Source organism: Ruegeria sp. AK11 (genome assembly GCF_056541095.1).
In genome coordinates, this window is the sequence record NZ_JBQFXU010000022.1 from 1 (window position 1) to 11685 (window position 11685).

Genomic DNA, 11685 nt, shown 5'->3' on the forward strand with positions numbered 1-11685 from the left:
ATCCATGGGCGTCGACAAATACTGGTCCCCCGTCAACCGCGTCGACAACGCATACGGCGACCGAAACCTCGTCTGCACATGCCCACCAATGGACGCATACGAAGACGCCGCTGAGTAACACAGACAAACCCCGCCGAAACATCGGCGGGGTTTTTCGCCAATCGGAAACGCGTGTTCTGATTTGTGCCCGTTTCAGATGTCGTTTTTACCCGGTAAAGCGTCTTTTCCGCTTGCTGCAGATGCGAAGGCCCCCTAGGTCTGTCCGTGGGACACCCCTCCCCAACGAGGGGCGTGTATCTGGAAGGGTAATACACATGACGATCGAACAACCGGCGACGCGGCCGGCCAATCCGCGCTTTTCTTCGGGCCCCTGTGCCAAACCCCCCACATTTGACCTGACAAAACTGGCCGATGCCGCATTGGGCCGGTCGCACCGCGCCGCTGTCGGCAAGGACAAGCTGAAGGCGGCCATCGAAGGCACGCGCGAGATTCTGGGCATTCCGGCGGATTACCGCGTTGGCATCGTTCCCGCCTCGGACACTGGCGCGGTTGAAATGGCGCTGTGGTCTTTGCTGGGTGCGCGCAAGGTCGAGATGCTGGCCTGGGAAAGCTTTGGGTCCGGCTGGGTGACCGATGTGGTCAAGCAGTTGAAAATCGACGCCGAGGTGAAAACCGCGGATTACGGGCAGATCGTTGATCTGGCTTCGGTTGATTTCGCAAATGACGTGGTCTTTACGTGGAACGGCACCACCTCGGGTGTTCGGGTGCCCAATGGCGACTGGATTGCGGATGATCGCCAGGGCCTGACGATCTGCGATGCAACCTCGGCGGCCTTTGCGATGGATCTGCCCTGGGACAAGCTGGATGTAACGACCTTCAGTTGGCAGAAAGTGCTGGGCGGCGAAGCAGCCCACGGGATGCTGATCCTCAGCCCGCGTGCTGTTGAACGGCTGGAAAGCTATACCCCCGCATGGCCGCTGCCCAAGATTTTCCGCCTGACCAAGGGTGGCAAGCTGATCGAGGGCATCTTTACCGGGGCAACGATCAACACACCATCAATGCTGGCGGTCGAAGATTATCTCTTTGCACTGGACTGGGCCCGCTCGGTGGGCGGATTACAGGGGTTGATCGCGCGGGCGGATGCCAATGCGGGTGCGGTACACGCGTTCTGCGACCAGAACGGCTGGATCGCAAACCTGGCAGAGGATGAGGCGACACGGTCGAACACTTCGGTCTGCCTGAAGTTCACCGACGCGCGTATTCAGGACGGTGCAGCCTTTGCCAAGGCAGTCGCCAAGCGGCTTGAGACCGAGAATATCGCGCTGGATATCGGCGCTTATCGCGATGCACCAGCAGGTCTGCGCATCTGGTGCGGCGGTACGGTTGAAACCTCGGATATCGAGGCGATGCTGCCCTGGCTGGCCTGGGCCTTTGCGACCGAGATCAAAGCGCAGGCGCAGGCTGCCTGAATTTCATGTGCCGGGCTGAAGCCCGGCCTACCCCATCACCGATATAGGGCGGGCGTCCGCCCGCCACCCCCTGAAGAATTCAAAGGACCAACCAAAATGGCTCCCAAAGTACTGGTATCCGACAAGCTCAGCGAAACCGCAGTGCAGATTTTCCGCGACCGTGGCATCGACGTGGATTTCATGCCCGAGCTGGGCAAAGACAAAGACAAGCTGGCCGAGGTGATCGGTCAATATGATGGTCTTGCCATCCGTTCGGCCACCAAGGTCACACCGACCCTGCTGGAAAAAGCCGACAGGCTGAAGGTCATCGGCCGCGCCGGGATCGGCACTGACAATGTCGACAAAGAGGCGGCCTCGAAAAAAGGTGTGATCGTGATGAACACGCCCTTCGGCAACATGATCACAACCGCCGAGCACGCCATCGCGATGATGTTCGCCGTGGCGCGGCAGATCCCCGAGGCCAGCACCTCGACCCATGCGGGCAAGTGGGAAAAGTCCAAGTTCATGGGGATCGAGCTGACGAACAAGACACTGGGCGTGATCGGTGCGGGGAACATCGGTGGCATCGTGTGCGAGCGCGCGCTTGGCCTGAAGATGAAAGTCATCGCTTATGATCCTTATCTGGGCGAAGAGAAAGCCTCCAAGATGGGCGTCGAAAAGGTCGAACTGGACGAACTGCTGGCACGCGCCGATTTCATCACCCTGCATGTGCCGCTGACGGATCAAACCCGCAACATCCTGAGCCGCGAAAATCTGGCCAAAACCAAAAAGGGTGTACGGATCATCAACTGTGCCCGTGGCGGTCTGGTCGATGAAGTGGCTCTGGCCGAGATGCTGCATTCCGGCCATGTTGCCGGAGCGGCCTTTGACGTGTTCAGCGAAGAACCCGCCAAGGACAACGCGTTGTTCAACCTGCCCAACGTGGTCTGCACGCCCCATCTGGGCGCGGCGACGACCGAGGCGCAGGAGAACGTGGCCTTGCAGGTGGCTGAACAGATTTCGAACTACCTGCTGACAGGCGCGGTCGAGAACGCGCTGAACATGCCCAGCGTGACCGCGGAAGAAGCCAAGCTGATGGGGCCGTGGATCAAGCTGGCAGGTCATCTGGGCAGCTTCATCGGCCAGATGACGGACGAGCCGGTCAAGGCGATCAACATCCTCTATGACGGTGTGGCCGCTGAAATGAACCTGGCCGCGCTGAACTGTTCGGTGGTCGCGGGGATCATGAAAAAGTTCAACCCCGAGGTGAACATGGTCTCGGCCCCTGTGGTCGCGAAAGAGCGCGGGATCAAAATCTCGACCACCAATCAGGATAAGTCGGGTGTTTTTGATGGCTATATCAAAGTCACGGTCGTAACGGACAAGCGTGAACGGTCGATCGCTGGCACGGTGTTCAGCGATGGCAAGCCGCGCTTTATCCAGATCAAGGGCATCAATATCGATGCCGAGGTCGGCGCTCATATGCTGTACACCACCAACGAAGACGTGCCCGGCATCATAGGCACGCTGGGTCAGACCATGGGTGAAAACAACGTGAACATCGCCAACTTTACCCTCGGCCGCGCAGAGGCCGGAGGCGAAGCGATTGCATTGCTCTATGTCGACGAACCGGTCCCGGCCGAAGCGCGGGCGAAGCTTGCCGAAACAGGCCTGTTCACACAGATCAAGCCACTGGAATTCGACGTCGCCTGATTGGGGCTGTTGAGTTTGAGGAACAGTTCAGGACCCGGTTATGCGAATATCCGGGTCCTTTGTTCTCTCAAACCATGATCTGAGGCACAAGCAAGCTGAACTTTACCGCCGGAGGCCGTCTATGACGCAGCCAATCTATGTTATTGGTGATCTGCACGGGCAGGTGGCTGAGCTGGAGCGCGCGCTGTCCCTGATCCAAAGCGACGGCGGCCCCGATGCTCAGATCGTGTTTCTGGGTGACTACGTTGACCGCGGCCCTGACAGTCGCGGGCTGATCGAACGCCTGATTGCCGGGCGTGATGCGGGTCGGAACTGGATCACTCTGCTGGGCAATCACGATCGCATGTTTGCCTGGTTCATGGAGGACACGCCGCGCCACGATCCGCATTTGTTGGTGGGATACCACTGGCTGCATGACAGGTTGGGCGGGATCGACACCCTGCGCAGCTATGGGGTGGAATTCGAAGGTCAGATTCGCCTTGAAAACCTGCACCGGATGGCACAGGCAGCCGTGCCGAAATCGCACCTGACCTTTCTGCGCGATCTGGTGGCGATGCATCAGACGCCCGAGATTGCCTTTGTTCATGCGGGTATCCGTCCGGGTGTGCCGCTGAATGAACAGCAGGCAAGTGATCTGATCTGGATCAGACAGGACTTCCACGACTACCAAGGCCCGCATCCCAAACTGATCGTTCATGGACACACGCCTGTGGATCAGGCGACGCATTATGGCAACCGGATCAATCTGGACACGGGGGCCGGGTACGGACGCCCGACGGGCGTCGCCGTATTCGAGGGACAGAATTGCTGGGAACTGACCGAACAAGGTCGAACACCATTGACGCCCTGACCGTTCCGCATGGGTATGACACTGGAGATTGGAATATGTACGTCGCCACTTTGCTGACCAACCCGGCTGCACCCTCACTGGACCGCGCCTTGCCGGAATCGTTGCGCAACGCGTGGGGCGGTGGGGATGTCCTGTGGCTCAGCCCGGACGAGGCGGTCGAGTTTGACCTGCGCGACATGCCCGCCAATCGCTGGGACGTTTGGGCAGACTTGCAGGGCATGGGCGTGGACCTGATTGTACAGCCTGCGGCTGGGCGGCGCAAAAAGATGCTGTTGGCCGATATGGACAGCACCATGATCCAGCAGGAATGCATTGACGAACTGGCGGATGAGGCTGGCGTCGGCGAAAGGGTCAAGGACATCACCGCCCGCGCCATGAACGGAGAGCTGGATTTCGAAGGTGCTCTGATCGAACGGGTTGGTCTGCTGAAGGATCTGGATGAAAGCGTCATTGGCAAAGTCCTGCGCGAACGGATCACCTTGACGCCCGGCGGACAGGCGTTGCTGGCAACGATGCGGGCCAACGGAGCCTATGCTGCGCTGGTGTCAGGTGGCTTTACCGCCTTCACCGCGCGGGTGGCAGAGCTGCTGGGGTTCGATGAAAACCGCGCCAACACTCTGCTGGCCGCAGATGGCAAACTGACGGGCGATGTGGCGCGTCCCATATTGGGGCGGCAAGCCAAGATCGAGGCGCTTGAGCAGATTTCCACGCGTCTTGGGTTGTCCGAAAATGACGTGATCGCCGTGGGCGACGGGGCCAATGATCTGGGCATGCTGGGGCGGGCCGGAACCGGCGTTGCCCTTCATGCCAAACCGTCGGTGGCTGCGAAATGCGACGTGCGGGTGAATCACGGCGACCTGACGGCACTGCTTTACCTGCAAGGGTACAGTCGCGCGGATTTTGTCGAATCCTGACAGGGCTTTTCATTATTTAACATTTGTGTTAAATAGAGGTCATGAGCACGCTTCTGACCACCTTTTCCGCTTTGTCCGATGCCACCCGGTTCTCGATTGTCGAGCAGCTGATGGCGCAGGGCGAACTGCCCGCCGGTGACCTGATCGAAGGGCGCGGAATGTCCGGTGCTGCGATTTCGCGCCATCTGAAAGTGTTGCGCGAGGCAGGGTTGGTGCAGCAGCGCGTGCGGGGCACCCAACGGATGTACTCCATCCGGTCCGACGGGCTGCGGATGATTGCCGACTGGACGATCTCCAAACGGCAATTCTGGGAAAGCAGCCTCGATCGCCTCAGTGATATCATCGAAAGGGAGAATTCATGGCCGACCTGAAACTGGAACGGGACTTCCCCGTCAGCCCAGAGGATCTGTTTGCATGGATCAGCGACGGCAGCCGGTTGTTGCAATGGTGGGGGCCCGAAGGGATGCATGTCCCCGAGCATAATCTGGATTTCTCGCGCACCGGCCCGTGGTATTCGGTCATGGAAAACAGCGAGGGCCAGCAATACAAGGTCTCGGGCCACGTCACGCATGTCGACCCGCCAAACTCGGTGGGGTTTACCTGGGGCTGGCATGACGATCAGGATCAGCGCGGGGCCGAAAGCCACGTTTCCTTCACAGTCACAGCGACGGGCACAGGGTCACGCTTGGTTTTGGACCACCGCGAACTGGCCGATGCCGAAGCAGCCGCGAACCACAATCAGGGCTGGACGTCTTCGCTGCGCAAACTCGAAGCGAAGTGCAAATAAGGTTTCATCAGGGAGGAGCGATATGCCCCAGTATTTGTTTGTTTATCACGGGGGACACACCCCGACCGACCCCGCCGAGATTGAGGCGACCATGGCCGCTTGGGGCGCATGGTTTCAGGGTATGGCCGAAGCGTTAGAGATCCCCGGCAACCCGGTCGGACAGTCCTATACGGTCAGCAGCAGCGGGGTTGTCGACAATGGCGGCGCAAACCCGGCCTCGGGCTTTACCGTGATCAAGGCCGACAGCATCGAAGCCGCGACCGAGATGGCCAAGGGCTGTCCGATGGTCGTCAATGGCTCGGGCTCGGTCGAGGTGGCCGAGGTGCACGAGATCGAGATGTAGGGGCCTTAGCCGGGGAAACCCGGCGCAGGTTTGATCACGCCGCATTCCAGCCCCCGGCGGCTGTATTGTGTGGCGTTCATGAATTTGCGGGTGGCCGGGTGATCGGCCTCCAGCACACCTAGGCTCACCAGAATAGCGGCGATGGCGCATTCGCTGGCCCGTGTGGTGCCATCGGTGATCTTCAGCGCAACGCCCATGCGTTTTTCCGGGATGATGGCCACAAACACCGCCTCGGCCCCGGTCTTGATGGCGACGCGCCCGTTCATGGCGCGCATCAGTTCGGTGCAGGCACGGGTCTCACCGGCAACCAGTTCCGGATGTTTCACCATGGCTGCCACCAACTGAACCGCCGCCTCGCTGGAACGGTCGGACCGATCCGAGGCGCTTGCGAACCACGCCATCGACCGGGCCAGCCCGGCCAGCGACACGGCGAAATTCGGGGCGGAACAGCCGTCAATACCGTAACCGGGGCTGGTTTCGCCTGACGTCTCTTCGATGGCAGACAGGCAGGCCTGCTGCACCGGGTGATCGATTTCCAGATATTCCGGCCCTGCGCCCAAATGCTGACCCAGTGTCAGGAAACCACAATGCTTGCCGGAACAGTTGTTGTGGATCTGGCACGGGGTGTCATCCGCCAGGATCAGCCGATCCCGCGCTGCGGTGTCCGCTGGCTCCTGTGGCCCGCAGCGCAAGTCGTGCTCGCTCAGCCCCAGATGATCAAGCCACGCCGTCACGCGGTCGGTATGGATCGCGGCCCCGTTGTGTGACGCGCAGGCCAGCGCAAGATGTTCGCTGTTCAATCCGTATTTTGCCGCGGCTCCTGACGTGACCAGCGGAAGCGCCTGAATCATCTTGGCGGATGAGCGCGGATAGATAACCGCTTGCGGGTCGCCCCAGCTGCGCACGATCTGGCCGGTGTCGTCGCAGATGACCGCGTGGCCCAGATGCAGGCTTTCCAGCAACTTGCCGCGCCACAGTTCTGTCATTGCTACGGGCTGCGTCATCAGGACCTCCGAAATTTATGCGCAAAAATCTGCCAATCGCCCTTTCGCCTGTGGCGAAACCTGCGTTAGTGTGTGTATGTCGGCAATCATCGGAATGCGCAACGGAATAGACGGGCCGGAAGGGTTCGCAGCCATGTCCGATGGATTTGAGGTATCGGTCGAGCTAGGAGGCTGGACAAATGGGATCAATGCTCGTTCGTACGATTGCGGGCCTGTGTGTGGCAGGCATCGCCGCAACGTCTGCACTCGCCCAACAGGCGACAAGCACAAACCGGGTTGCTGCAAAAACGGACTGGAGCGTTTTTGTCGAAGATGATCCCACCGAATGCTGGAGCGTTTCGGCCCCCAAGGAAACCGTGAACACCCGGGGCGGGCGTGTCGTATCCGTTCGGCGCAGCGACATCCTGTTGTTTGTGTTCTATCGCCCCAATGCCGAGGTCAAAGGACAAGTGACCTTTACCGGCGGCTACCCGTTTGCTCCTGGATCGACGGTGAACCTGAATGTCGACGGGTCCGAGTTTGAACTGTTCACCGAAGGTGAGTGGGCCTGGCCCGCATCAGATGCAGATGACGCCAAGATCGTCACCGCGCTGAAACGCGGAACCGAGGCTGTTCTGACTGCCCGGTCCGAACGCGGCACACAAACCAAGGACACTTTCTCGTTGCTGGGCTTCACCGCAGCAATCGAAGACGCCGAAAAGCGCTGCACCAAATAAGCACCCCGGCCTAAGCAAATGGTCCCGTCTTTGGCGGGGCTTTTCTTATGTGGACTTCCGTCAAGTGGGTCAGTCCATGCTGCGATTGCTCAATCCGCCCTCAAATGGCAGGATTGAGCCCATTCTGTGAATTCGATTTTCTCGCTGCGCACGCACGCAGCGAGAAAGATTCGGCATGTGCATAAACTTCTTCGATGCATGGCAGTGGTCAAACCGGCCATCTGTGCTGCGCGCGGCGAAGATTTCGAAGGCAACGAGCAGGTCGTGGACGAAGTTGCCATTCATTCGTGAATTGCCATGTCAGCTTGTGAGATTACGCTGAAAGATGCAATTTTAGCCAACAGAAACAGAAATGCAGGGAACAGGATTGTCACCTATTGACGCAGTACGTACGCCAGACGATCGTTTTCTAAACCTGCCTGATTTCGCCTGGCATCCTCAGTACGAAGATCAGTTGGCCGGGTATGAAGGCCTGCGGATGGCAAGAATAGACGAAGGTCCGCAGGATGCAGAGCGGGTGTTCTTGTGCCTTCATGGGCAGCCTTCATGGAGTTTTTTGTATCGGCATATGATCCCGGTCTTTCTCGAGACTGGCGCCCGAGTTGTCGTTCCTGACCTGTTCGGTTTCGGCCGGTCTGACAAACCTATCCAAGACAATTGCTACACTTTCACATTTCACCGACAGAGCTTGATCGAGTTGATTGAAACGCTCGATCTCAAAGGAATTACACTCGTTGTACAGGATTGGGGTGGGCTTCTTGGTCTTACCATTCCACCAGACATGCCTGATCGCTTCAATCGGCTATTGGTTATGAACACAATTCTTGGCTTGGGTGGCGGTAGCAGCGAAGGATTCGATGCCTGGAGGGAATTCCACCGAACTCAACCGGACTATGACGTGGCCGCATTGTTTCAAAAATACGTGCCCGGCATGAGTGATGAAGTTGCGGCCGCTTACGCCGCCCCTTTCCCGGACGCGCGTTATCGGGGCGGCGTGCGGAAGTTCCCGTCGCTGGTAATGACCGAACCCGACATGGAGGGCGTTGATGTGTCGCGACGTGCAGCGGCATGGTGGAAAACTGACTGGTCGGGCGACAGCTTCATGGCGATAGGAGAAGCAGATGTTCTGATCCCGCCGAGGCTGATGAAACGCATGCACGAAATATTGGGCGTAGTCCGCCCACCTCTGATGTTGCCAGACGCAGGTCACTTCGTTCAGGAGACCAACGGAGAACAAGTTGCTCGCGCGGGCTTGTCTGCATGGGAAGATGGAGGACATCTCATTCGGCCTAAGGGTTGAGAATTGGGAACTTCGTGCAGACCGCAGCATGAATAGACAAAACACGGAAAAAGCCGCCAGATGCAGTTATCTCGAAAGTGATCTTTGCGTGACGTCGAAAATTCTGAGTGCTTTGATACCATGGGTTATCTGTTGCGCTAGCCGCGGCTTTCCGCGCTGCTGCTGCATTTGGTTTTCACCGGTTCTCTATTTTTAGAGTGCTATGCGCAAGACGCTGTAGTTGCTATCATTCACTTGATGACAGACCGGATATGCCCTTCGCCAGAACTTGCCGCCATAGTGGAACGTTGGATCAAAGCGTACGGTCGCGGCGACGGCGAAACGGTCGCACATCTTTTCTCTGACGATCCAGCGTTGTCCTATTTTGGCTCTGACGAGGATGAGGCGTGGCGGGATGATGCGCTACGTCGTGGCATGGCGCAGTATATTCAGGAGGTTCCACGGTTTCAGTGGCGCCCGGATGAACTGCGTGGTTTTGAATGCGGATCTCTTGGCTGGGTGGAATGGAAGGCAACCATCGACGCGATTGAAACGGGACAATCCGCGCAATTGCGCTCCACCGTCATTTTGAAACTTGACAAGGGTTCCTGGAAAATCGTGCATGTTCACAACTCAATTCCCGTCAACAACGTTGAAGGCTTCGGGTACGAGGCAAAAGGTTTTGAGGAACTTCTCGATGCCGCCCTGTCCACCCCATACGAACTTGGTCAAAGCGGTATTGCGACTGTCATGTTCACAGATATCGCCGACAGCACGACGATCGCTGAAACGATAGGGGACACACTCTGGACCGATTCTGTGCGCAGGCACCTAAAGCTGGTCGAGACCCATATCGTCGATAGCGGTGGGCAATTGGTGAAATCGCTTGGTGATGGTGTAATGTCTACTTTCGGGTCTGCGAGGGCCGCCCTGTTAGCGGCTCAGAATATTCAGCGCGCCAACGCAGCTGAAACTGCCGAACCGAAACTGCAAGTTCGAATTGGTTTGCATACCGGCGAAGTGATTACCTCTGACGCCGATCACTTCGGAACAGTGGTAAACAAAGCCGCTCGCATCGCGTCGCTTGCTGCGCCAAGTGATATCTGTGTGTCAGACGCCACGCGGATTATGGTTGGCGGGTCGAATGAGTTTCTTTTTCGCGACCCGATGACAATTCCGCTAAAGGGTCTGGATGGGGAGCACTCAATACTTAAACTCGATTGGCAAAGAACCACCTAAGAACTGGCCTCCCAGCCAAAAATGGTAATCCGCCATCCTTGCCCAGGCTCATTCGGCAACAGAAGCGCATATAAAAGAGATTTTGGCTTGAATGTTCTTCTCACCATTGCAGACACTGCCGAAGATTTGACCGCGATTTTACAGGACCTGCATGCTCATCCGGAAATTGGCTTTACCGAAACGCGCACGGCACAGATCGTCGCCCGCCATTTGCATAATTTCGGTGTGGATCAAGCCCACGCTGGAAGCGCTCATCCTGGCGCGCGATGTTGAATGGAGACTCTCATTTTAGTTGGTAGGGTCGAACTGGCAGATCCTGGACAAATGCTCATTCGCATTTGGACCCGTCGTTGATTGGCAGCGTTGGTGCATTTGTTTGGCATGCGAAGTCCTACATGGTTAAATTCGACAAGCGTAAAGAGGTGGTTGAGATGGGCGCGCGGGGCTCGCGAGGGGGATTAGATCGAGAAAGTCTGCTGAGTGATCTCGCGCGCGGACAACAAAGAGAGGCGGCTACACGGAGCATTCTTGAAGTCATCAGCCAGAGCCGTGAAGACGAAAAACCTGTCTTTGATGCGATCCTCGACCACGCTTGCAAGCTCTGCAATGCGCCGTTTGCGGGGCTGGTTTTGGGTACTGCAGATGACAACGCGCAGACGCTGGCCGCTCACAATGGTATGTTCCAAGCAGCAGTCGATTTGTTTGAGAGTGGGCAGATGCGTATGGACAGAGACTTGTCCTACGCGGCGCGATCAATCATTGATGGTCGTCTTGTTGCATTCGACGATATGGGAACAAGCGAACTTTACAAAAATGGCAGTCCTATTGTCCGTTCCATGGTCGATACTTCAAACATCCGAAGTGTACTTTTTGCTCCATTAATCAAGGACGGCGCCGGAATAGGATGTTTAACTCTGTTTCGGCGAGAGATCAGTCCTTTCAATCCGTCAGAGGTGTCGCTCGCTCAGACGTTTGCTGAGCAAGCCGTGATCGCAATTGAGAACGTGCGTCAATTTCACGAAATTCAGACCCGGCTTGAACGCGAGTCTGCGACACGAGAAGTTCTCGAAGTGATTAGCCGTTCCCGCGACGATGAAAAACCTGTGTTCGATACAATCCTCAACAGCGTATTGCGTTTGTGCGATGTGGATATGTCGGCTTTGGCGATGCTCAATAAAGAGGGAACACATCTTGAACTCATAGCAAATGCTGGTGCTCGGTTTCTGAAGTTGAAACCGGGCGAAGATGTCCGTCATCGAATGATTTGGAACACGAGCGTTTGATTGGCTTAGGAGGATCATGCTCGCCGCAGTTTCAATCTACGCCGCGTTCTGATGATGCAGCAAGCGGCGTTTCTGGATTGTCTGGTGTTTGATTTCCTTTCTGCGTCTG

The 11685-nt window shown here is 57.4% G+C and carries 13 protein-coding genes; 12 read left to right on the plus strand and 1 reads right to left on the minus strand.

The annotated features are described in order from the left end of the window. Positions 1–314: 314 nt before the first annotated feature. The 7 genes from ACR0D9_RS20255 (at position 315) to ACR0D9_RS20285 (ending at position 6055) form a co-directional block, all read left to right on the plus strand. On the plus strand, positions 315–1469 hold the full coding sequence (locus ACR0D9_RS20255; RefSeq protein ID WP_480488526.1) for a phosphoserine transaminase: 1155 nt from the start codon (positions 315–317) through the stop codon (positions 1467–1469). A gap of 96 nt (positions 1470–1565) precedes the next feature. Further along, positions 1566–3161, plus strand: a complete 1596-nt coding sequence (gene serA / locus ACR0D9_RS20260) for a phosphoglycerate dehydrogenase (protein WP_480540061.1) — start codon at positions 1566–1568, stop codon at positions 3159–3161. A 121-nt stretch (positions 3162–3282) separates the two neighbouring features. Further along, the gene (locus ACR0D9_RS20265; protein WP_480540063.1) at positions 3283–4011 is read left to right on the plus strand and encodes a metallophosphoesterase family protein; all 729 of its coding nucleotides are present in this window, start codon (positions 3283–3285) and stop codon (positions 4009–4011) included. Positions 4012–4046: 35 nt separating this feature from the next. Further along, a complete protein-coding gene (gene serB, locus ACR0D9_RS20270) occupies positions 4047–4925 on the plus strand; it encodes a phosphoserine phosphatase SerB (RefSeq protein ID WP_480488529.1) in 879 nt (292 codons plus the stop codon). Positions 4926–4966: 41 nt separating this feature from the next. Then, positions 4967–5296 (plus strand): ArsR/SmtB family transcription factor, encoded by a 330-nt coding sequence (locus tag ACR0D9_RS20275; RefSeq protein WP_480540065.1) that lies wholly within the window; start codon positions 4967–4969, stop codon positions 5294–5296. Then, on the plus strand, positions 5284–5712 hold the full coding sequence (locus tag ACR0D9_RS20280) for an SRPBCC family protein (RefSeq protein WP_480474207.1): 429 nt from the start codon (positions 5284–5286) through the stop codon (positions 5710–5712). The genes ACR0D9_RS20275 and ACR0D9_RS20280 overlap by 13 nt, the downstream gene beginning before the upstream one ends. Positions 5713–5734: 22 nt before the next feature. Further along, a complete protein-coding gene (locus ACR0D9_RS20285; RefSeq protein ID WP_267364302.1) occupies positions 5735–6055 on the plus strand; it encodes a YciI family protein in 321 nt (106 codons plus the stop codon). Between the two features lie 5 nt (positions 6056–6060). Here ACR0D9_RS20285 and ACR0D9_RS20290 read toward each other — a convergent pair whose 3' ends face one another. Next, the gene (locus tag ACR0D9_RS20290) at positions 6061–7059 is read right to left on the minus strand and encodes an asparaginase (RefSeq protein ID WP_480488530.1); all 999 of its coding nucleotides are present in this window, start codon (positions 7057–7059) and stop codon (positions 6061–6063) included. 179 nt (positions 7060–7238) lie between these two features. Between ACR0D9_RS20290 and ACR0D9_RS20295 the strand changes: the two genes are divergently transcribed. The 5 genes from ACR0D9_RS20295 to ACR0D9_RS20315 all read left to right on the plus strand — a co-directional run bounded on the left by ACR0D9_RS20295 (position 7239) and on the right by ACR0D9_RS20315 (position 11576). Then, complete coding sequence (locus ACR0D9_RS20295) at positions 7239–7775, plus strand: invasion associated locus B family protein (protein WP_209505046.1); 537 nt, start codon at positions 7239–7241, stop codon at positions 7773–7775. Between the two features lie 352 nt (positions 7776–8127). Next, positions 8128–9075, plus strand: coding sequence for a haloalkane dehalogenase (locus tag ACR0D9_RS20300; RefSeq protein ID WP_480488532.1), 948 nt, complete (start codon positions 8128–8130; stop codon positions 9073–9075). A gap of 168 nt (positions 9076–9243) precedes the next feature. Further along, positions 9244–10293, plus strand: a complete 1050-nt coding sequence (locus ACR0D9_RS20305) for a nuclear transport factor 2 family protein (RefSeq protein WP_480484410.1) — start codon at positions 9244–9246, stop codon at positions 10291–10293. Between the two features lie 87 nt (positions 10294–10380). After that, entirely contained in the window at positions 10381–10566 is a 186-nt protein-coding gene (locus tag ACR0D9_RS20310; RefSeq protein WP_480484411.1) for a hypothetical protein, read from the plus strand. A 122-nt stretch (positions 10567–10688) separates the two neighbouring features. Beyond that, positions 10689–11576 carry a GAF domain-containing protein gene (locus ACR0D9_RS20315; protein WP_480540067.1) on the plus strand — a complete coding sequence of 296 codons (888 nt, stop codon included), beginning with the start codon at positions 10689–10691 and terminating at the stop codon, positions 11574–11576. Positions 11577–11685: the final 109 nt, after the last annotated feature.

Bases quoted from the DNA above. Each gene is read 5' to 3' on its own strand.
- ACR0D9_RS20255 (WP_480488526.1), top strand. From the start codon at position 315: ATGACGATCGAACAACCGGCGACGCGGCCGGCCAATCCGCGCTTTTCT.
- serA (WP_480540061.1), top strand. From the start codon at position 1,566: ATGGCTCCCAAAGTACTGGTATCCGACAAGCTCAGCGAAACCGCAGTG.
- ACR0D9_RS20265 (WP_480540063.1), top strand. From the start codon at position 3,283: ATGACGCAGCCAATCTATGTTATTGGTGATCTGCACGGGCAGGTGGCT.
- serB (WP_480488529.1), top strand. From the start codon at position 4,047: ATGTACGTCGCCACTTTGCTGACCAACCCGGCTGCACCCTCACTGGAC.
- ACR0D9_RS20275 (WP_480540065.1), top strand. From the start codon at position 4,967: ATGAGCACGCTTCTGACCACCTTTTCCGCTTTGTCCGATGCCACCCGG.
- ACR0D9_RS20280 (WP_480474207.1), top strand. From the start codon at position 5,284: ATGGCCGACCTGAAACTGGAACGGGACTTCCCCGTCAGCCCAGAGGAT.
- ACR0D9_RS20285 (WP_267364302.1), top strand. From the start codon at position 5,735: ATGCCCCAGTATTTGTTTGTTTATCACGGGGGACACACCCCGACCGAC.
- ACR0D9_RS20290 (WP_480488530.1), bottom strand. From the start codon at position 7,059: ATGACGCAGCCCGTAGCAATGACAGAACTGTGGCGCGGCAAGTTGCTG.
- ACR0D9_RS20295 (WP_209505046.1), top strand. From the start codon at position 7,239: ATGGGATCAATGCTCGTTCGTACGATTGCGGGCCTGTGTGTGGCAGGC.
- ACR0D9_RS20300 (WP_480488532.1), top strand. From the start codon at position 8,128: ATGCAGGGAACAGGATTGTCACCTATTGACGCAGTACGTACGCCAGAC.
- ACR0D9_RS20315 (WP_480540067.1), top strand. From the start codon at position 10,689: ATGGTTAAATTCGACAAGCGTAAAGAGGTGGTTGAGATGGGCGCGCGG.